Raw genomic sequence first — 19,743 nt, 5'->3', positions numbered from 1 at the left:
CGGGGGAACGGGGGAACGGGGGAACGGGGAGACGCGGCCCCGGCAGGCGCACCAGGCGCCTGCCGGGGCCGCGCCGTCGTCAGCCCCCCGGGGGCGGGTCGGTCGAGAGGAAGGTGGTGGACGGTGTCGTGGGGATGCTGCTGGGCCAGTCGGACGGGGAGGCCGTGGCGGAACCCGACCAGGGGCTCGTCCGGTCGCCGCGGACGGAACTCTGTGGGCCCGGCGGGGCGGCCGGAAGTACGGGGGCGGCGGACCGGAACTGGACCGCGGCCACCGCGGCGCCGCTCGCCAGCACGCACACCGCGCAGGCGGCGGCCGAGGCGAGCACCCGGCGCCGGCGCCGGGCCCCGCGCGCCGAGACCAGCGCGGCCGGTGCGGGCACGACGGCCCGGCTGCCCGCGTCGGCGGCCTGCTTGAAGGCGCGGGCGAGGGCGTCGTCGGGCTGGTACTCGTAGGTGTGCGTGCCGGCGGATCCCGTCCCGGATCCCGCCCAGGCGGATCCTGCTCCGGCACCTGCCCCGGATCCTGCTCCGGCGTTCGCTCCGGCGCCTGCCCCGGAGCCCGCCCCGTATCTCTCCCCGGCGCCGCTCCCGGAGCGGTCGTCCCACCCGTCGTCCTCGTGCTGGTACTCGGTCTCAGGCACCGTGCTCCTCCTCGGAGAGATGCGGCGCGAGCGCGGCTCGGGCGCGGGAGAGATGGGTCTTGACCGTGCCCGTCGATATCCCCGTCTCGGCGGCGACCTGCTCGACGGTGAGATCGCACACGTAGTGCAGGACCGCCACCCGCCGCTGCCGCTCGGACAGCTGCCGCAGGGCGGCGATCAGTACGACCGTGCCCGGATCGGGCTCGGACACCGCGGCCGGGCGGGCGTCGCTGTGGCGGCGCCAGGCGTCGGCGCTCCGGCCGCGCCCCCGCCACCGGCTCACCGCGAGCCGCCAGGCCACCGTCCTGATCCACGCCTCGGGCCCGGCGTCCTTCCGCAGCGCGGAGCGCCGGCCCCAGGCCCGTACGAAAGCCTCCTGCACCACGTCCTGGGCCTCATGCAGGTCCCCGGTCATCAGGTAGACCTGCCCCACCAGCTGCTTTACGGAGTGAGCGTAGAACTCCTCGAACTCCTCGACAGTCATGCAGCTCCCTGGCGGACGTGGTCCCATCTCATGAGGACATACGACCAGACGGCCACTCCGGTTGACACAGCACACCGACTTTGCCCGGAAGTCGTACGCTGGAGAACCCCGGCCCGTGACACGTGTCGGGTCCTTCGCGTTGCGCACCGCAGTACGGCCGCGCCACGCCCGCACGATGCCCGCCACCACCGGATCTCCGGATCTCCCGGACGGAAAGCGTTCTTCATGAGTCTGCACGGTCTGCTCGATGCCGCCCTCTCGGACCCCGCGCTCGCCGAAGCGGTGAAGGCCGCCACCGACGGGCACCGCATGCATGTCGACCTGGTCGGCCCGCCCGCCGCGCGGCCCTTCGCCGTCGCCGCGCTGGCGCGCGAGACCCGGCGGACCGTGCTGGCGGTGACCGCCACCGGCCGGGAGGCGGAGGACCTGGCGGCGGCGCTGCGCTCGCTGCTGCCGGAGGACGGGGTGGTGGACTACCCGTCGTGGGAGACGCTGCCGCACGAACGGCTGTCGCCCAGGTCGGACACCGTGGGGCGGCGGATCGCGGTGCTGCGCAGACTCGCGCACCCGCGTGCCGACGACCCGGCCGCCGGGCCGGTCAGTGTGGTCGTCGCGCCGATCAGGTCCGTACTCCAGCCGCAGGTCAAGGGGCTCGGCGACCTGGAGCCGGTGGCGCTGCGGTCGGGGCAGTCGGCCGATCTGGGTGAGGTCACCGGGGCGTTGGCTGCTGCCGCCTACGCCCGGGTCGAACTGGTCGAGAAGCGCGGCGAGTTCGCGGTCCGGGGCGGCATCCTCGATGTGTTCCCGCCGACCGAGGAACACCCCCTCCGGGTGGAGTTCTGGGGTGACGAGGTCGAGGAGATCCGCTACTTCAAGGTCGCCGACCAGCGCTCCCTGGAGATCGCGGAGCACGGGCTCTGGGCGCCGCCCTGCCGTGAACTGCTGCTGACCGACGAGGTACGGGAGCGGGCCGCGGCGCTGGCGCTGGCCCACCCGGAGCTGGGCGAACTGCTCAACAAGATCGCCGAGGGGATCGCCGTCGAGGGCATGGAGTCGCTGGCCCCGGTCCTCGTCGACGACATGGAGCTGCTGCTCGACGTGCTGCCCGCGGGGTCGATGGCCGTGGTCTGCGACCCCGAGCGGGTGCGGACCAGGGCGGCGGACCTGGTGGCCACCTCGCAGGAGTTCCTGCAGGCCTCGTGGGCGGCGACGGCGGGTGGCGGAGAGGCGCCGATCGATGTGGGTGCGGCCTCCCTGTGGGGGATCGCCGACGTCCGCGACCGGGCCCGTGAACTGGGCATGATGTGGTGGGCGGTGAGCCCCTTCGCCGCGGACGAGGACATCGCGGACGACATGATCAAGCTGGGGATGCACGCCCCGGAGTCGTACCGCGGCGACACCGCCCGTGCGCTGGCCGACACCAAGGGCTGGATCGCCGACGGCTGGCGCACCGTGTACCTCACGGAGGGCCACGGCACCGCCAGCCGTACGGTCGAGGTCCTCGGCGGCGAGGGCATCGCGGCCCGTCTCGACGCCGATCTCGTCGAGCTGACCCCGTCGGTCGTCCATGTCTCCTGCGGCTCCGTCGACCACGGGTTCATCGACCCGGCGATCAAACTCGCGGTGCTCTCCGAGACCGACCTGACCGGCCAGCGCACCGTCTCCAAGGACCTGGGCCGGATGCCGGCCCGGCGCCGGAAGTCGATCGACCCGCTGACGCTGGAGACGGGCGACTTCATCGTCCACGAACAGCACGGCGTGGGCCGCTACATCGAGATGGTGCAGCGCACCGTGCAGGGCGCGACCCGTGAGTACCTGCTCGTGGAGTACGCCCCGGCCAAGCGCGGCCAGCCCGGCGACCGGCTGTACATCCCCACCGACCAGCTGGAGCAGGTCACCAAGTACGTGGGTGGCGAGGCCCCGACGCTGCACCGGCTCGGCGGCGCGGACTGGACGAAGACCAAGGCGCGCGCCAAGAAGGCCGTCAAGGAGATCGCCGCCGATCTGATCAAGCTGTACTCGGCGCGGATGGCGGCGCCCGGCCACTCCTTCGCCCCGGACACCCCGTGGCAGCGCGAACTGGAGGACGCCTTCCCGTACGTGGAGACGCCCGACCAGCTCTCCACGATCGCCGAGGTCAAGGAGGACATGGAGAAGACGGTCCCGATGGACCGGCTGATCTGCGGTGACGTCGGCTACGGCAAGACGGAGATCGCGGTGCGCGCCGCGTTCAAGGCCGTCCAGGACGGCAAGCAGGTGGCGGTCCTCGTCCCGACCACGCTCCTCGTCCAGCAGCACTTCGGCACGTTCACCGAGCGGTACGCGCAGTTCCCGGTCACCGTCAGGGCGCTCAGCCGCTTCCAGTCCGACACCGAGGCGAAGGCGACGCTGGAGGGCCTGCGGGACGGTTCGGTCGACATGGTCATCGGCACGCACCGGCTCTTCTCCTCGGAGACGAAGTTCAAGGACCTGGGCCTGGTCATCGTCGACGAGGAGCAGCGCTTCGGCGTCGAGCACAAGGAGCAGCTGAAGAAGCTCCGCGCCAACGTCGACGTCCTGACGATGTCGGCGACGCCCATTCCCCGTACGCTCGAAATGGCGGTGACCGGCATCCGCGAGATGTCGACGATCACCACACCCCCGGAGGAGCGCCACCCGGTGCTGACCTTCGTCGGCCCGTACGAGGAGAAGCAGATCGGGGCGGCCGTCCGGCGCGAACTGCTGCGTGAGGGCCAGGTCTTCTACATCCACAACCGGGTCGACTCGATCGACCGTGCCGCGGCCCGGCTGCGGGAGATCGTCCCCGAGGCGCGGATCCAGACCGCGCACGGGCAGATGGGCGAGAGCGCGCTGGAGCAGGTCGTCGTCGACTTCTGGGAGAAGAAGTTCGACGTGCTGGTCTCCACGACGATCGTGGAGTCGGGCATCGACATCTCCAACGCGAACACGCTGATCGTCGAGCGCGGTGACAACTTCGGCCTCTCGCAACTGCACCAGCTGCGCGGCCGGGTCGGCCGTGGCCGGGACCGCGGTTACGCCTACTTCCTGTACCCGCCGGAGAAGCCGCTGACGGAGACCGCGCACGAGCGGCTCGCGACGATCGCCCAGCACACCGAGATGGGCGCGGGCATGTACGTCGCGATGAAGGACCTGGAGATCCGCGGCGCGGGCAACATGCTCGGCGGTGAACAGTCCGGCCACATCGCGGGCGTCGGCTTCGACCTGTACATCCGGATGGTCGGCGAGGCGGTGGCCGACTACCGCACGCTGGTCGACGGCGGTACGGAGGAGGAGCCGCCGCTGGAGGTCAAGATCGAGCTGCCGGTCGACGCGCACGTCCCGCACGAGTACGCCCCCGGGGAGCGGCTGCGCCTCCAGGCGTACCGGTCGATCGCGTCCGCCACCACGGAGGCGGACATCAAGGCGGTACGCGACGAGCTGACCGACCGCTACGGCAAGCTGCCCGAACAGGTGGAGAATCTGCTGCTGGTGGCGGGGCTGCGGATGCTGGCACGGGCCTGCGGGGTCGGCGAGATCGTCCTCCAAGGTCCCAACATCCGTTTCGCACCGGTGGAGTTGAGGGAGTCCCAGGAGCTGCGCCTGAAGCGGCTCTACCCGCGTACGGTCATCAAGGCGCCGGCCCGCCAGATCCTGGTCCCGCGCCCGACGACGGGGAAGGTCGGCGGGAAGCCGGTGGTGGGGCGTGAACTGCTGGCGTGGACCGGGGAGTTCCTGACGACGATCCTGGGGTCGTGATCACGGGCTCGTGATGACGGGGTTGCGATCTCCGGGGTGGGATCACGGGGGCGTGAACCCTGGGGTGCTCTCCGTCCCAGGGGTGCGGGTCGGGATCCCGGGGGTGCTCTCCGTGTCCGGCGCGCGGTAGTCGCGGGTGCGGGCGATGAGCAGTGCGACGTCGTCGTGGTTGCCCGGGTGCCGCAGCGCGCGGAGGAGGTGGTCGCAGGTGTCCTCCAGGGTGTTCTGTTCCTGGGTGAGCAGCGACAGCAGCGCGTTCAGCCGTACGTCGATGGCCTGGTCGCGGGTCTCGACCAGGCCGTCGGTGTACAGCACCAGCCGGTCGTCGAGGCCGAGTTGCAGGGTGGTCTGCTCGAAGGGGACGTCGCCGACGCCGAGCGGGGCACCGGTGGGCAGGTCGAGCAGTTCGGGTCCCCGGCCGCGGCGGACCAGGACCGGCGGCAGATGGCCCGCCATGGCGATGGAACACCGGGTGCGCTCCGGGTCGTACAGCGCGTAGACGCAGGTGGCGAACGCCGGATCGAGGTCGGCGGCGACGCGGTCCAGGTGCTGGAGGACGTCGGTGGGGCAGAGGTCGAGCCCGGCCAGGGTCCGGGTGACGGTGCGCAGCTGTCCCATGGTGGCGGCGGCGTTGACGCCGCTGCCCATCACGTCGCCGATCACCAGGGCGGTCTTGTTGCCGGCGACCGGTATGGCGTCGAACCAGTCGCCGCCGACCTCGACGGCCGCCTGGGCGGGCTGGTAGCGGTAGGCGAGTTCGAGGCCGTGCCGCTGCGGCGGCCGGGGCGGCAGCAGATGGCGCTGGAGGGTGAGGGCGGTGCGGCGTTCGCTCTGGTACAGCCGGGCGTTGTCGATGTACACCGCCGCGCGCGCGGCCAGTTCGCGGGCCAGGACGACATCGTCCCGGGTGAACGGCGCGGGGTTGCGGGCCCGTACCAGGTCCAGGGCGCCGAGGACCTCACCGCGGGCGATCAGCGGGACCGCCAGGTAGGAGTGCAGGCCCTCCGTCGCCAGCTGCTCGGCGGCCTCCGGGCCGGAGGCGATGCGCAGCAGGTCCTGTGCGTTCACGTGCTCCACGAGTACCGGACGGCCGGTGGTGACGCACTGGGTGATCAGACGGTTGGCGGCGTACGTGGCGATGTGGCCGACCGGGTCGGCGGCGTCGACGGCGGGCGTGGGGTACGCGGAGGTGACGGCCATCGCGCGGAAGAGCGTCGGCTCCCCGGGCGACGGGGCGGTGTGGCGGCGGCCGTCCAGGATGCTGTCGAGGATGTCCACCGCGGCCAGGTCGGCGAGTTCGGCCACGGCCACGGCGGCCAGTTCGTGGGCGGTCTGCTCGACGTCCAGGGTGGTTCCGATGCTGGCGGACGCGTCGGCGATGACGGCGAGCCGCCTGCGGGCCTGGGCCGCTTCCAGGGTGGCCCGGTGCTGTTCGGTCACGTCCACCACGGAGGTCGCCACGCCGATGACCCGCCCGGCGGGATCCTCCAGGCGGTAGTAGGACACCGACCAGGCGCGGTCGTCCTGCGCGCCGGGAGGGCGGCCGACCGTGAACAGGTTCAGTGCCGGTGTGCCGGTGTCCAGTACCTGGCGCATCGTGGCCGCGGCGGCCCCGGTGTCCAGGAACGGGAGGGTTTCGCGGACGTCGCGTCCGATGTGCTGCTCGGCGGACAGGGCGTTCATGGTCTCCAGCGCCGGGTTGACCATCACGTACCGCAGGTCGGTGTCCAGGACGGCGAGGCCGATCGGGGACTGGGCCACCAGCCGCACCGACAGCGCGAGGTCCTGCTCGACCTGGCGCAGGACGTTCTGGTCGGTGGCGATACCGAGGGCGTAGGAGTTCGCCTGTTCGTCGAGGAGCCGCATGTTGCGGAACTCGACCGGGCGGGTGCTGCCGTCCTTGTGGCGGATGGGGAAGACCCCCGCCCAGGTCTCGCCCCCGCCGATGACCTGCGCGAACAGCTTCAGCGCCAGAGCGACGTGCTCCGGGGCCACCAGGAGTTCGGCTGCGAACCGGCCGAGGGCCTCCTGCGCGCTCCAGCCGAACAGCGCCTCGGCCTGCGGGCTCCACAGGGTGATCCGGCCGTCCGCGTCCAGCATCACCGCGGCCACACCGAGTACGTCCAGCAGACCGCCGGGTTCGGACGGGCCTGCCTCCACCGGGCCCACCTCCACCGGCGCGGGATCGCCTGCGGCGCCGGGATCGCCTGCGGGGGAATCGTCTGTGGCGGAATCCTCCGAGGTGGAATCCCCTGGGGCGGAATCCCCCGGGGCGGAATCCTCCGGGAACGTGCCGGTCGCATCCATCGGAACACCTTCCTCCGCGCCCGGTCACCCGGTGGTGAGAGGTAGCCGGCTCTGGCCGTCCTGAATCCGCACGACCAGGATAGTTCGCCGGTACGGATCGGACGCGGTGTCCGGCGGACATTCCGGCACGGGAGGCGGACCCGGACGCCCGGTGGCAGGCTGGGAGCAGCGACGGTCCGGGGTGCCCGCCAGGGGCAGTGTGCGCCGGGCCGCGGCCCGCGCAGCGCGCGCCGGGCGGCCCCGGTAGTCCTGAGGGGGCACCCGGCATTGTCACCTGGTATCGGAGCGTGCCCCATGACGGACATCCAGCCGCAGTCGGAGCCGAACCTGAACCCGGAGGGGAACCCGGAGCCGAACCTGAACCCGGAGCCGAGCCGGGAGCCGCGCACCGCTGCGTACCAGCTGATCGCCGCCCATCTGCTCGAAGGGCGGGCGGTGCCCGGTGAGGAAATCGCGCTGCGGGTCGACCAGACCCTCACCCAGGACGCCACCGGGACCCTGGTCATGCAGGAACTGGAGGCCCTGGGCCTGGACCGGGCGCGTACCGAGGTCAGCGTCCAGTACGTCGACCACAACATCCTGCAGGCCGACGAGCGCAACGCCGAGGACCACGCCTTCCTGCGCTCCGCCGCGCACCGTTTCGGCCTCTGGTACTCGAAACCGGGCAACGGCGTCTCGCACCCCACCCACATGCAGCGGTTCGGGATCCCCGGTAAGACACTGATCGGCTCCGACTCGCACACCTGCGCGGGCGGCGCGCTGGGCATGCTCGCGATCGGGACCGGGGGCCTGGACGTGGCCCTGGCCATCGCCGGGCGCCCCCTCTACCTGCGGATGCCGAAGATCTGGGGCGTACGGCTGCACGGCAGCCTCCCGGACTGGGTCAGCGCCAAGGACGTGATCCTGGAACTGCTGCGCCGGCACGGAGTCAAGGGCGGCGTGGACCGCATCATCGAGTACCACGGCCCGGGGCTGGCACAGCTGACCGCGATGGACCGCCACGTCATCGCGAACATGGGAGCCGAACTCGGGGCCACGGCCACCGTCTTCCCCGCTGACGCGGCCGTACGGGACTTCCTGCGCGCAGAGGGCCGGGAGTCGGACTTCGTACCGCTCGAAGCCGAGCCCGGCGCCCGGTACGACCTCACCGAGGAGATCGATCTGGGCGCGCTGGAGCCGCTGATCGCCCGCCCGACGTCCCCCGGCAACGTGGTCCCGGTCCGGGAGGTCGTCGGTACGCCGGTCGGGCAGGTGGTCATCGGTTCGTCCGCCAACCCCGGGCTGCGCGACTACGCGATCGCCGCGGCGATGGTCACGGGTCGCCAGACGAGCAGTGAGGTCAGCTTCGACGTCAACCCCAGCAGCCGCGAGGTGCTCCAGGACCTGACCCTGACCGGGGGGACCTTCAAGCTCATCGCCGCGGGGGCCCGGATCCACCAGGCCGGGTGCATGGGCTGCATCGGCATGGGCCAGGCCCCGGCGCCCGGACGCAACTCGCTGCGGACCTTCCCCCGTAACTTCCCCGGCCGGTCGGGCACCACCGGGGACGCCGTCTGGCTCTGCTCCCCGGAGACCGCTGCGGCCTCCGCGCTGACCGGGGTGATCACCGACCCGCGGGAGTGGGCCGCGCGCGAGGGCGTCGAGGCGCCGGTCCTGGACCTTCCGGCGCGGGCCTCGGTCAACCTGGCCATGCTGGAAGCGCCGCTGCCGCCCGAGCAGGCGGCCGGGGTCGCACTGGAACGGGGGCCGAACATCTCCGCGCTGCCCGAACTGGACGCCCTGCCCGAGGTGATCCGGGGCCCGGTCCTGCTCAAGGTCGGCGACAACGTCTCCACGGACGAGATCTCCCCGGCCGGTACGGAGGCACTGCCGTACCGCTCGAACCTGCCCGAGCTGTCCGAGTTCACCCTGATCCGGATCGATTCCGAGTACCCGCGGCGGGCCCGTGCGGCGGGTACTCACCTGATCGTGGCGGGCGACAACTACGGGCAGGGTTCCTCGCGTGAGCACGCCGCGATCACTCCCCGGCTGCTCGGCCTGCGGGTGGTGCTCGCGAAGAGCTTCGCCCGCATCCACTGGCAGAACCTGGCCAACTTCGGTGTGCTGGCCCTGGAGTTCGCGGATCCGGCGGACTACGAGCGGATCGAGCAGGGCGACGAGCTCGAAGTGGCCGGGCTGCACGAAGCCCTGGCGCCGGGCAGTGAACCGGCGCTGCGGGTCCGCAACACCACCCGGAACGAGGACTACCCGGCCACCCACCGCCTGTCGGCCCGCCAGCGGGCTGCCGTGCTGGCGGGCGGGGTGATCCCGGCACTGGCGGGCGACTAGGCCGTGTTTTGAAAGTAGCGTCGTCCGCCCGAAGGGCGGGCGCAGGCGGGACTTTCAAAACACGGCCTATGGGCTGTCCCGTGGCCGCCGCCGCGCTCCGATCGGCTCGCGGAGCTACCTGCGGGCCGGTGCCTCCGTAGGGGTGCCGCCCGAGGGCAGCTTCAGGTCCGGGCAGCCCCGCAGCACCTTCGTCATGGCGTCCTTCTCCGCCTGCGTCACCCACACCCCGTACTTCTTCTTCACGGCGGTCTGCCCCGCCACGTAGGTGCAGCGGTACGACGCATTGGCGGGCAGCCAGGTCGCCGCGTCGCCGTCGCCCTTCTGCCGGTTGGCGGAGGAGTCGGCGGCGACCAGGTTCAGCGGGTCGTTCGCGAAGGCCCGCCGCTTGTCGGTGTTCCACTTCGCCGCGCCCTTCTGCCAGGCGTCGGACAGGGCGACGAGATGGTCTATGTCGACCTTGCTGTGTCCGCGTACGTAGGTGATGCGGGTCCCGGTGTACGGGTCGGGGTCGAGCGTTCCGCGCATGACCTTGCAGCCGTCGGCGGCGCGGGAGACCGAGTGGAGCTGACGGCCGAGTATGTCGTCGCGGGTCCCGCAGCCGTTGTGGTCGGTGTCGGCCCAGGCGGTGCCGAAGTCCTTCCGCTCGTAGCCGGTCTTGGGCGCCCTCCCCTTCACGGGAAGACTCTCGGCGGCCTTGAGGGCGGTTCCCGTCGCCGCGGGAGAAGTTCGGGTGGACGAGTCGTCCGTGCTGCCTGCCCCGTGGCACCCCGTCAGCGCGAGGGAACCCGTCAACAGGAGTGTGAGGGACGGGAGAAGGGCGGTCGTACGCCGGGCGGCGGTGCGCGGGGTGTACGGACGCGGGGCGGACGGGCGTCGGGCGGCGGGGCTGAATATCACGGCGGTCCAGAGTGAGGTGTCGACAGGGAAGCTGCCGCGCACCGAACACGTGAGCGGCAAATGGGCTCAACTGTATGCCGGTTACGGCAGTCCCCGACAGCAGTCCCCGACACCGGTCCCCGACACCGGTCCCTGTGGCAGCAGTCCCCGACAGGCGCCATCGGCCGTCTCCCCGTCGGCATCAGCCTTCTCCCCGAACGGCATCCGCCGTCTCCCCCGTGGACGGCGGATGCCGGCTCTGCGCCTGGCCGCGTCAGCCGGCCAGGTCGACTATGTCCTTCTTGGCGGGAGCCTTCGCGTCGACCGGCTTCTCGAACTCGGAGAAGGCCAGCGTGCCCGGCTGGTCGCCGCCCTTCATGATGGTCTTGAGGATGTACGGCTTGCCCTCGGCGGCGACGTACAGCGTGTAGTCCGTCTTGCCGTCCTTCTCGGTGAGGGTGGTCGCCTTCTGCCCGTCGACCGTGAGGTCCTTGCCCTTCTTGGCGGCGGTGTCGGTGCCCTTCAAGTCGCTGAGCAGGTCCTTGAGATCGCAGAGTGCGGCGAGGTCCTTGATGTCCGGGTCGGTGGGGGACATCTTGACCCAGTGGCCGGCGAGCATCTTCACCGCCGCGTCGACGTCCGCCTTGGACTCGCCCTTGCTCTGGGTGCGCAGCATCTTCTCGTCGTACTGCATGTAGACGACGCCGCCGGTCCGGATGATGCCCATGGTGCCCTCGTCACCCAGGCCCATCGTGCCCTTGCACTCGCCCTTCTTGTCCAGGCTGAGGTCCAGGCGGACCTTGCCCGATTCGCTGTCCGAGATGTCACCGTTCACGTGGAGCGAGGACGCGCCGCGGGTGGCCTTCATGGCCTTGGTGGCGAGCTCGCCGCCGTCTTCGGACGTCGGGTTGCAGGCCGTGAGGCCCAGCGCGGCGGTGAGGCAGAGCGCGGTGAGAGTGACGGTGCGGCGCATGGCGGATTTCCCCCCTGGGAAACGGTGGTTCGTCGATCGGGCGGGCAGCGGCGGGATGCGCCGAGCCGCGAAGCAGTGGGTCAATAAGAACAGAAGCTGTGAACCGAATCAACATGGCATTGGTTGAAGAGTGAGTTAACAGCGTGAATCGATGTCTCCGGTAATCATCGGTATGCTCGGCGCGCACGTGTACGGCCCCGCACGTGTACGGCCCGCAGGAGAACAGCGCGCAGTGAACGCCCGCAGCCGACGACCACGCGGCGGGCAACGGCGGAGACCGGCACGCACGAGGGACACGAGGGAACACGAGGGAGCAGTCAGGTGCCTGACGAGAGCACGGCAGAAGTGACCGCCGCCGGGATCGCCCGCCTCGCCGGGGTCGGCAGAGCCGCCGTCAGCAACTGGCGGCGCAGGCACGCCGACTTCCCCAAACCGGTCGGCGGCACCGAGACCAGCCCGTCGTTCGCGCTCCCCGAGGTCGAGCAGTGGCTGCACGACCAGGGAAAGCTCGCCGAGGTCCCGCTCCGCGAGCGCGTCTGGCAGCAGCTGGCCGCACACCCCGCGGGCGCCGCCACCGCCCTCGCCCACGCGGGCTGCGTGCTGCTGCTCGTACGGGACAGGCACCCCTCCTGGCTGGAGATCAGCGCCGTCTCCGACGCACGGCTGGCCCGGCTGCTGCCTACCGCCTTCGAAACGGTGCTCAGCGCCCGTTTCGGCGGCCACCCGGCGGTCCGCACACCGACCGCGCACGCGCTGCAGCCCTCCGTCCCGTTGCTGCGCGCGAGCGCCGAACTCGCCGCCGAGCTGGGCGCGTACGAAGCCTTCGAGTTCCTGCTCGGCCGTCACTTCGAGGCCAACCCCCGCCAGTACACGCTCACTCCGCCCGGCACCGCCGAGCTGATGGCGGCGCTCGCCGGGGTCTCGGCCGAGAAGTCCACCGCGGGCAGCCGCACCGGCACGGAACAGCCCGCGGTCACCGTCCTCGACCCCGCGTCCGGCACCGGGTCCCTGCTCTGCGCCGTACGCCGGCCCGCCGCGCTGTACGCACAGGAGGCCGACGCCGACCTGGCCGCCCTCACCGCCCTGCGGCTCGCCCTGCACTCCGGCGCGGACGTCGGCGCGCGGGCCGGTGACACCCTGCGCGCCGACGCGTTCCCGGAACTCGGCGCGGATGTGGTGCTCTGCCACCCGCCGTTCAACGAACGCAACTGGGGCCACGACGAGCTGGCGTACGACCCCCGCTGGGAGTACGGCTTCCCGGCCCGTACGGAGTCCGAACTGGCCTGGGTCCAGCACGCCCTGGCCCGGCTGCGCGAAGGCGGCACCGCCGTCCTGCTGATGCCGCCCGCCGCCGCGTCCCGCCGCTCCGGCCGCCGGATCCGCGCCGACCTGCTGCGCCGGGGCGCGCTGCGGGCGGTCGTCGCACTGCCCGCGGGCGCCGCGCCCCCGTACGGCATCCCCCTGCACCTGTGGGTGCTGCGCCGCCCCGGCGCCGCACAGCCCCACGCCCCCGAAGTCCTCCTCGTGGACGCGGCGGGCACCGGCCACGACAACGCGGGCACCGGCCACGACAAGCAGCCCTGGCCCGCCGTCCGGGCCACCGTCCTGGACGCCTGGCGCGCCTTCGACCGGCACGGCACCGCCGAGGAACAGCCGGGCGTGAGCCGCGCGCTGCCCGTCATCGGACTCCTCGACGACGATGTCGACCTGGCGCCCGCCCGCCATCTGCCGCCCCCGGCCGCCGACCGCGGAGCCGCCGCGCTCGACTCCGTACGGGAGCAGCTGACCGGCACCCTGCGGCGCACCGCCCGGCTCACCCCCCGCCCGGCCGCGCCCGCCGGGCCGGTACGGCTGCCGCTCACCACCGTCGGTGAACTGGCGCGCGCGGGCGCCCTGTTGCTCCGCGTGGGCGGCCCCGGAGCCGGGACCGTGGCCGGTCCCGTCCTCACCGAGCACGACGTCGTCGCCGGGACGGCCCCCTCCGGGGCGCTGCCCGACGGCCCCGACGAGGAGCCCGTACGCACCGAGGCGGGCGATGTCGTCCTGCCCGTGCTGGGCGGCGGCTCCGTCGCCCGGGTCGTCGACGAGGCGACGGCCGGAGCGGCACTCGGCCGCAACCTCCAGCTGCTGCGCCCCGACCCGGCCGCGCTCGACCCGTGGTTCCTCGCCGGATTCCTGCGCGGCACGGCCAACCACCGCCAGGCCAGCAGCTATGCCTCCACCGCGACCCGGCTGGACGTCCGCCGCCTCCAACTGCCCCGGCTGCCCCTGGCCGACCAGCGCCGTTACGGCGAGCGCTTCCGTACGCTGGCCGCCTTCGAGGACGCGCTGCGGCTGGCCGGACAGCTGGGCGAACAGCTGGTGCAAGGGCTGTTCGACGGCCTGACGGACGGCACGGTGAGCCCGGAGTGAGCCCGGAGTGAGTCCTGCGTGAGCCCGGAGTGAGCCGTCGGCGCCGCCCGTAGTGATCGGTCGGACAACGGTTCGGTACATCAGGGCCGGGCTGTGGGCACCGGTGTATACGCTCGAACCCGTATCGGCACACCGTTCGGTGGCCACCTCACCGTGACGTCCCCTGGATGTCCCGGCGGTGTCCGCAGCCCGCCCACAGGTTCCAGGAGCAGACATGTACGGCCCAGGCCCCGAGCCGTCCTCCCCCTCCCCGGCCCCGAGCGGGAACAGCCGGATCTTCCTGCGCGTACTGTTCGCCGCCTCCTCGCTGCTGACCTGCGGCTTCCTGATGAGCCTGCCGCTGTTCCGGATTGCGTTGCTGCGCGGGCGCCGCTACGACTGGGCGCTGGCCGTGGTGAGCGTGCCGGTGGCGGTCACCTGCTTCGCCGTCGTCGGCGAGCTGCCCGAGGCGGACCCCAGGACCGATATGGCCATGGCGTTCATGATGCTCTGCGCCGTGGCGAGCGCCGTCTACTTCCTGGTCGTCGACCTGCGTCACCACGACCGGCTGCAACAGGGCGCGGCCCCCGGGTACTTCGCCACACCCCAGGGTTACCCGCCGCACGCGCAGACGGTCAGCGGCTACGGATTCCCGCCCTCGGGCCACCCGATGCCGGGCCCCCAGCCGATGCAGCAGCCCGTGCAGCAATCCATGCAGCCGATGCAGCAACCCATGTCCCAGCCGGTGCCGCACCCCGCGCCCCAGCCGATGCCGGTACCCCAGCCGCAGCACACCCCGCCCCCTGCCCAGCAAGCACCGCACCAGCCTCCCCAACCCCCCCAGCCTCCTCACCGGAGCAGCCCGCACCGCATCGACCAGGTCAGGGCCGAACTGGACGAGCTGAGCGACTACCTCCGCAAGGAGGAGGGCCGTTGACCGGCGGACGGGTCGTCGCCGGGCGGTACGAACTGGCCTCGGTCATCGGCCAGGGCGGCATGGGCCAGGTCTGGACGGCGTACGACCAGCGCCTGGACCGCCGCGTCGCGGTGAAACTGCTGCGCCCGGACCGCGTCGCGGGTTCCGACGACGCCGAGGAACTGCGCCGCCGCTTCGTGCGCGAATGCCGGGTCACCGCCCAGGTCGACCACCCGGGCCTGGTCACCGTCCACGACGCGGGCAGCGACGACGACGACCTCTACCTCGTCATGCAGTACGTCGAAGGCGCCGACCTCGCCGACCATCTCGCCGAGCACGACCCGTACCCGTGGCCGTGGGCGATCACCGTCGCCGCCCAACTGTGCGCGGTGCTCTCCGCCGTACACGCGGTGCCGATCGTCCACCGCGACCTCAAGCCCCGCAACGTCATGGTGAAACCGGACGGCACGGTCACCGTCCTGGACCTGGGCGTCGCCTCGGTGCTCGACACCGACACCACCCGCCTCACCCACACCGGTACGCCCATCGGGTCGCCCGCGTACATGGCGCCCGAGCAGGCGATGGGCGGCGCCGTCGGCCCGTACACCGATCTCTACGCCCTGGGCGTGCTCCTGCACGAACTCCTCAGCGGGGACGTGCCGTTCGCCGGCTCCACCGCGCTGGGCGTGCTCCACCGCCACCTCTACGAACCACCGCTCCCGGTCCGCCGCCTGCGCCCCGAGATCCCGGCAGCGCTGGAGAGCCTGGTGCTGCGCCTCCTCGCGAAGGACCCGCAGCACCGCCCGGCGAGCGCGCAGGAGGTGTACGAACACCTCGCCCCGCTGCTTCCCCACCCGGGCGCGAACGGCCCGAACGGCCCGAACAGCGCGAACGGCCCGATGAGCCCCCTCTACCCGACCCGCCCCACGGGCCCCCTCGACCCGACCCGCCCCTTCCTGCGCCCGCACGCCCCGTGGCCCGACCGCGTCACCACCCCGCCCGCGGACCGCCCCACCCCCACGCCGACCCCGACCCGACCGGACGTGGCGGCGGCGGTCGACGAGGTCAAGCAGCTGCTGGGGGAGGGCCGCATCACCCAGGCCGTCGACATCCTCGGCGGCATCCTCCCGGCGGCGGCCGAACAGCACGGCGAGAAGTCCACGGTCGTCCGCATCCTGCGCAAGCAGTACGCGGCGACGCTGCTGGACGACGGCCAGTACCGCCGGGCCCTGCCCGAACTGCGCAGACTGGCCGACGCCCGCGCGACGGAGTCGGGCGCGGCCGACGAACAGGCCCTCCAGTACCGCTTCGACGCCGCCCAGTGCCTGGAACAACTGGGCGAGCCGGCGGCGGCACTCGCCGAGTACCGCGCGATCCTGCCCCCGTACCAGAACCAGTACGCGGCAGGCACCGACCCGGCCCGCTCCTTCGAAATCCGCCATCGCATCGCCCACTTGCTCCTGGCGATCGGCGACCACGGAGCGGCCCACCGCCAACTCCAGGAACTCCTCTACGACACGGAACGCCGGTACGGCCCGCACCACCCACTGCCCCTGGAACTGCGCCGCTCACTGGAACGCAACCAGGAGATGCGGCGGGGATAGGGCAATGGACAACCCTGGTGCTGTCATCACCGGGCCGCTGGCTCCCGAAGCGGTCTGGCGGCAGCGGGTGTCGGAGGTCCTGGCGGACTCGGCCCGCCTGAGCGATTTCTCCGCCGCCTTCAGCGCTACGACGCGTGAGGAGGAGCCGCCCACGCATCTGCATTTCCATGTGGCGCGGATTCTGCAGGGTGCGGTGGGGATCCCGGAGACGGTCGGGATGTACCGCGTGGCGATCGATGACGTCAGCGCTTGGACCATGGGCGACTTCAGCTACTTCAGCTACTCCGACCACTGAATCACTGCGCGCTGAGGAATCTCCCGGCACGCGGTGAGGGTCCGACCGGCGCCTGCCGGGTCGGACCCTCACTGTTGTTCTGGTGGCGGCTCGTGCCTGCCCGCCGGTCAGACGGCGGCAGGGGCACCGAGCATCGCGGAAGCCTGTTGGAACGGGCTGGGAGCCCGCTTGGGCGCGGCGGTGTGGGCAAGGCCGGGGCAGGTGAAGCCGAGCTGGGTCATGGCCCGGAGGATTTCACCGGCGCTGAAATCGCGGCGGTCCTGGCGCGTGATGACCTGCCCGACCTGCTTGATCGGATAGGTGCGGCGGCCGATGATCACGGACTCGCCGATGACCTGTTCGGGCTTGACGCCCTTCATGGATTCCAGGACGCCGCTCTTGGTGAGGTCGAACGGGAAGCGGGCGATAACACAGCGCATGAAGCCTCACAGAGGGGAAGAAGGGGATGGTTGTGCCGCGGTGAGGCGGTCAGTGGGCAAGGGCGAGGACGCCCGGAGCGCTGCACTGCTCGTCGATGACCGAGAGGGCCACTGCGACGGTCATGTCGTCGCAGACCTGCGGTCAGGCTGTGTCCATGGCGTCGGCCACCGTCCTGTGGGCAGGGGCGCCGCTCGACGGGCGGGGGTGCATGTGAATCAGTGCCGCAACGTGCCTCCTGCAGAGACAGGCCAGTTTCCTGATCACGGGTTCAGGCCGCCGCGTCGAAGGAGGACTGCCGCACGGTCGTGCGCCGGGCAGCTGATGCGGGGCTGCGTCGGCCGCGGGAGGCCGTGCTGCGGGTGCGCTCACGCCGTGCGGCCACCGGCGCGGTGATCGTCACGGGGATACCGGAGGGTGTCCGGGCGCCGGTGATCCGGCTGAGTGCTTCTTCCCCTGAGCGGACCGGGGTGGTCTGGGGGACGATGCCTGCGGCCGCCAGGAGGCGGGTCATGTCGCGGCGCTGGCCGGGGGTGACCAGGGTGACGACACGGCCGGACTCGCCGGCCCGCGCGGTGCGGCCACCACGGTGCAGGTAGTCCTTGTGGTCGGTCGGCGGGTCGACGTTGACGACGAGGTCGAGGTTGTCGACGTGGATACCGCGTGCCGCGACGTTCGTCGCGACGAGCACAGTGACGTGCCCGGTCTTGAACTGGGCCAGCGTCCGGGTGCGCTGCGGCTGCGACTTCCCGCCGTGCAGGGCAGCGGCCCGCACCCCGCTGTTCAGCAGATCCTGCGTCAGCCGGTCAACGGCGTGTTTGGTGTCCAGGAACATGATCACCCGGCCTTCGCGGGCCGCGATCGCCGTGGTCGTCCGATGCTTGTCGGCGCCGTGGATGTGCAGGACGTGGTGCTCCATCGTGGTGACCGCGCCTGCAGACGGGTCGACGGAGTGGACGACCGGGTCGGTGAGGTAGCGGCGTACCAAGAGGTCGACGTTGCGGTCGAGGGTGGCGGAGAAGAGCATCCGCTGGCCCTCGGGCCGTACCTGGTCCAGGAGCGCGGTGACCTGGGGCATGAAGCCCATGTCGGCCATCTGGTCGGCCTCGTCGAGGACGGTGATCGCGACCTGGTTCAGCCGGCAGTCGCCTCGGTCGATGAGGTCCTTGAGGCGGCCCGGCGTCGCGACGATGACTTCGGCACCACGCCGCAGTGCGCTGACCTGCCTGCCGATCGGCATTCCGCCGACGACGGTGGTCAGGCGCAGGCTCACCGAGCGGGCGTGGGGGGTGAGAGCGTCGGTCACCTGCTGTGCCAGCTCACGCGTCGGCACGAGGATCAGCGCCAGCGGCTGGCAGGGTTCGGCGCGCTGTCCGGCGGTGCGGGCCAGCAGGGCCAGGCCGAAGGCGAGGGTCTTACCTGAGCCGGTGCGCCCGCGACCGAGGACATCGCGGCCCGCGAGGGTGTTGGGCAGGGTCGCGCCCTGGATCGGGAACGGGATGCGCAAGCCTTGCACGGTCAGTGAGGCCAGCAGCCGCTCGGGCATGTCGAGATCAGCGAACGCCTCGACGGCGGGCAGCGCGGGAGTGACTGTCTTCGGCAGGGCGAACTCGCCCGAGACCGCTGCGGGCCGCCGGCCCTGGCCGCCCGGGCGGCTCGGCCCTGCGGAACGGCGCGGGGCGGGCGAGCCGAAGCGGTTGCCGCGTTGCGAACCAGCGCCAGAGCCGAAAGCGGGACCGCCGGTACGGCTGCGAGAGGAGCGGTTGTTCGTACGTGTGGGGTTCATTCAGAACCTTCCTTGATACGGCACGTATCAAGGAATTCCCGCAGCGGAAGAACAGTGCGGGGAATCACAAGAACGGACCGAACGAAATGCGAAAGCAGATCTGGCCCGCGGCGAATCCGGTGTGAGTGCAGGCTATGAAATGGGTGGCGTCATGTGGACGTTAAATCCCGGACGTCTACGGGCGCACCTTTGAAGAGGCCCGCATTGCTGAAGAGGAATCCGCGGCGTCGTTGCCCCACAGGGGTAGACGCGGGAAATGCCCGTAGCTGGGGCCTGCACCCCGAGGGATGCGGGCCCCAGCTACGAAGTGCTCGTCGGCGTCAGGCGGGAACGATGTTCTCGGCCGTCGGGCCCTTCTGGCCCGCCGCGATGTCGAAGGTGACCTTCTGGCCTTCGAGCAGCTCCCGGAAGCCATCGGCGGCGATGTTCGAGAAGTGGGCGAACACGTCAGCGCCGCCGCCGTCCTGCTCGATGAAGCCGAAACCCTTGGCCGCGTTGAACCACTTCACTGTGCCAGACGCCATGTCATATCTCCTTGTGGGGCAGTACGCCGGGACCCGCAATCCACGGATACCGGGTCGCCGCGATGATGCCCCACCCGAAGAATAACCGGAAATACAAAACACTTCCTGCGGCTGAAAATACCGGTGAAAGTGTTGAAGTTTTGGGAAACCACTACTGCAACTGGGATCGACAGTAGCATGCGGTAGCGGCCTGTGTACGGCTAATAACTTCAATCTGCTCGTTGCGGTAAACACACTGTCCGCGCGGCGCATTAAACTCTCGTCTCGCGGTCATAGATATTGGGCCACCTGAAATTCAGGGTTTCAGGAAGAGCGGTCGCTCTTTCCGGCTCGGCGCGCACCACTATTTGCGGGTGACACCGCCCTGCGGCGCCGCCCCCCATCAGCCCGTATGCCGGTCCCGGCGCTGAGCCCGTAGGCCGGTCCGGCGCAGATCAGCGCCG

General features: G+C 71.4%; 14 protein-coding genes. 6 read left to right on the top strand and 8 right to left on the bottom strand.

Annotated elements, in window-relative coordinates; all coding sequences use genetic code 11:
• Positions 1-79 precede the first annotated feature (79 nt).
• Both OG709_RS13985 and OG709_RS13980 read right to left on the bottom strand, forming a co-directional pair.
• The gene (locus OG709_RS13985; RefSeq protein WP_250301930.1) at positions 80-643 is read right to left on the bottom strand and encodes a hypothetical protein; all 564 of its coding nucleotides are present in this window, start codon (positions 641-643) and stop codon (positions 80-82) included.
• Positions 636-1,127, bottom strand: coding sequence for a SigE family RNA polymerase sigma factor (locus tag OG709_RS13980; protein ID WP_250301931.1), 492 nt, complete (start codon positions 1,125-1,127; stop codon positions 636-638). Before OG709_RS13980 ends, OG709_RS13985 begins: the two co-directional genes overlap by 8 nt.
• 225 nt (positions 1,128-1,352) lie before the next feature.
• On the opposite strand from OG709_RS13980, the gene mfd reads away from it, so the two are divergent.
• Positions 1,353-4,883 carry a transcription-repair coupling factor gene (mfd, locus tag OG709_RS13975; protein ID WP_329166332.1) on the top strand — a complete coding sequence of 1,177 codons (3,531 nt, stop codon included), beginning with the start codon at positions 1,353-1,355 and terminating at the stop codon, positions 4,881-4,883.
• A gap of 42 nt (positions 4,884-4,925) precedes the next feature.
• On the opposite strand, the gene OG709_RS13970 is transcribed toward mfd, so the two are convergent.
• Complete coding sequence (locus OG709_RS13970; protein ID WP_405685394.1) at positions 4,926-7,190, bottom strand: SpoIIE family protein phosphatase; 2,265 nt, start codon at positions 7,188-7,190, stop codon at positions 4,926-4,928.
• Between the two features lie 294 nt (positions 7,191-7,484).
• Here OG709_RS13970 and OG709_RS13965 point away from each other — a divergent pair, with 294 nt between their 5' ends.
• The gene (locus OG709_RS13965; RefSeq protein ID WP_250301933.1) at positions 7,485-9,518 is read left to right on the top strand and encodes an aconitate hydratase; all 2,034 of its coding nucleotides are present in this window, start codon (positions 7,485-7,487) and stop codon (positions 9,516-9,518) included.
• A gap of 114 nt (positions 9,519-9,632) precedes the next feature.
• Here OG709_RS13965 and OG709_RS13960 read toward each other — a convergent pair whose 3' ends face one another.
• Both OG709_RS13960 and OG709_RS13955 read right to left on the bottom strand, forming a co-directional pair.
• Positions 9,633-10,313, bottom strand: coding sequence for an HNH endonuclease family protein (locus OG709_RS13960; protein WP_374211294.1), 681 nt, complete (start codon positions 10,311-10,313; stop codon positions 9,633-9,635).
• Positions 10,314-10,668: 355 nt separating this feature from the next.
• On the bottom strand, positions 10,669-11,367 hold the full coding sequence (locus OG709_RS13955) for a hypothetical protein (protein WP_250301934.1): 699 nt from the start codon (positions 11,365-11,367) through the stop codon (positions 10,669-10,671).
• A 345-nt stretch (positions 11,368-11,712) separates the two neighbouring features.
• On the opposite strand from OG709_RS13955, the gene OG709_RS13950 reads away from it, so the two are divergent.
• From OG709_RS13950 to OG709_RS13935, 4 genes are all read left to right on the top strand, one after another.
• Positions 11,713-13,779 (top strand): N-6 DNA methylase, encoded by a 2,067-nt coding sequence (locus OG709_RS13950; RefSeq protein WP_443068576.1) that lies wholly within the window; start codon positions 11,713-11,715, stop codon positions 13,777-13,779.
• A 214-nt stretch (positions 13,780-13,993) separates the two neighbouring features.
• The gene (locus OG709_RS13945; RefSeq protein ID WP_329166325.1) at positions 13,994-14,695 is read left to right on the top strand and encodes a hypothetical protein; all 702 of its coding nucleotides are present in this window, start codon (positions 13,994-13,996) and stop codon (positions 14,693-14,695) included.
• A gap of 59 nt (positions 14,696-14,754) precedes the next feature.
• Positions 14,755-16,278, top strand: coding sequence for a protein kinase domain-containing protein (locus OG709_RS13940; RefSeq protein WP_443068575.1), 1,524 nt, complete (start codon positions 14,755-14,757; stop codon positions 16,276-16,278).
• A 4-nt stretch (positions 16,279-16,282) separates the two neighbouring features.
• On the top strand, positions 16,283-16,573 hold the full coding sequence (locus tag OG709_RS13935; protein WP_266642714.1) for a hypothetical protein: 291 nt from the start codon (positions 16,283-16,285) through the stop codon (positions 16,571-16,573).
• Between the two features lie 107 nt (positions 16,574-16,680).
• Here OG709_RS13935 and OG709_RS13930 read toward each other — a convergent pair whose 3' ends face one another.
• The 3 genes from OG709_RS13930 to OG709_RS13920 all read right to left on the bottom strand — a co-directional run bounded on the left by OG709_RS13930 (position 16,681) and on the right by OG709_RS13920 (position 19,300).
• Positions 16,681-16,992 carry an SCO5918 family protein gene (locus tag OG709_RS13930; protein ID WP_250301951.1) on the bottom strand — a complete coding sequence of 104 codons (312 nt, stop codon included), beginning with the start codon at positions 16,990-16,992 and terminating at the stop codon, positions 16,681-16,683.
• Positions 16,993-17,261: 269 nt separating this feature from the next.
• Positions 17,262-18,776 carry a DEAD/DEAH box helicase gene (locus OG709_RS13925; protein WP_250301952.1) on the bottom strand — a complete coding sequence of 505 codons (1,515 nt, stop codon included), beginning with the start codon at positions 18,774-18,776 and terminating at the stop codon, positions 17,262-17,264.
• A gap of 320 nt (positions 18,777-19,096) precedes the next feature.
• Complete coding sequence (locus OG709_RS13920; RefSeq protein ID WP_250301953.1) at positions 19,097-19,300, bottom strand: cold-shock protein; 204 nt, start codon at positions 19,298-19,300, stop codon at positions 19,097-19,099.
• Between the last annotated feature and the right edge of the window lie 443 nt (positions 19,301-19,743).

The organism is Streptomyces sp. NBC_01267, assembly GCF_036241575.1.
GTDB lineage: Bacteria > Actinomycetota > Actinomycetes > Streptomycetales > Streptomycetaceae > Streptomyces.
Note: the sequence above shows the minus strand (reverse complement) of the source record. Positions and strands in the feature narration are given on the sequence as shown.

Excerpts from the sequence above, each read along its gene's own strand:
- OG709_RS13945 (WP_329166325.1), top strand. The coding sequence starts at position 13,994 with ATGTACGGCCCAGGCCCCGAGCCGTCCTCCCCCTCCCCGGCCCCGAGC.
- OG709_RS13925 (WP_250301952.1), bottom strand. The coding sequence starts at position 18,776 with ATGAACCCCACACGTACGAACAACCGCTCCTCTCGCAGCCGTACCGGC.
- OG709_RS13920 (WP_250301953.1), bottom strand. The coding sequence starts at position 19,300 with ATGGCGTCTGGCACAGTGAAGTGGTTCAACGCGGCCAAGGGTTTCGGC.
- OG709_RS13955 (WP_250301934.1), bottom strand. The coding sequence starts at position 11,367 with ATGCGCCGCACCGTCACTCTCACCGCGCTCTGCCTCACCGCCGCGCTG.
- OG709_RS13935 (WP_266642714.1), top strand. The coding sequence starts at position 16,283 with ATGGACAACCCTGGTGCTGTCATCACCGGGCCGCTGGCTCCCGAAGCG.
- OG709_RS13970 (WP_405685394.1), bottom strand. The coding sequence starts at position 7,190 with ATGGATGCGACCGGCACGTTCCCGGAGGATTCCGCCCCGGGGGATTCC.
- OG709_RS13965 (WP_250301933.1), top strand. The coding sequence starts at position 7,485 with ATGACGGACATCCAGCCGCAGTCGGAGCCGAACCTGAACCCGGAGGGG.
- OG709_RS13940 (WP_443068575.1), top strand. The coding sequence starts at position 14,755 with ATGGGCCAGGTCTGGACGGCGTACGACCAGCGCCTGGACCGCCGCGTC.
- OG709_RS13980 (WP_250301931.1), bottom strand. The coding sequence starts at position 1,127 with ATGACTGTCGAGGAGTTCGAGGAGTTCTACGCTCACTCCGTAAAGCAG.
- OG709_RS13930 (WP_250301951.1), bottom strand. The coding sequence starts at position 16,992 with ATGCGCTGTGTTATCGCCCGCTTCCCGTTCGACCTCACCAAGAGCGGC.
- mfd (WP_329166332.1), top strand. The coding sequence starts at position 1,353 with ATGAGTCTGCACGGTCTGCTCGATGCCGCCCTCTCGGACCCCGCGCTC.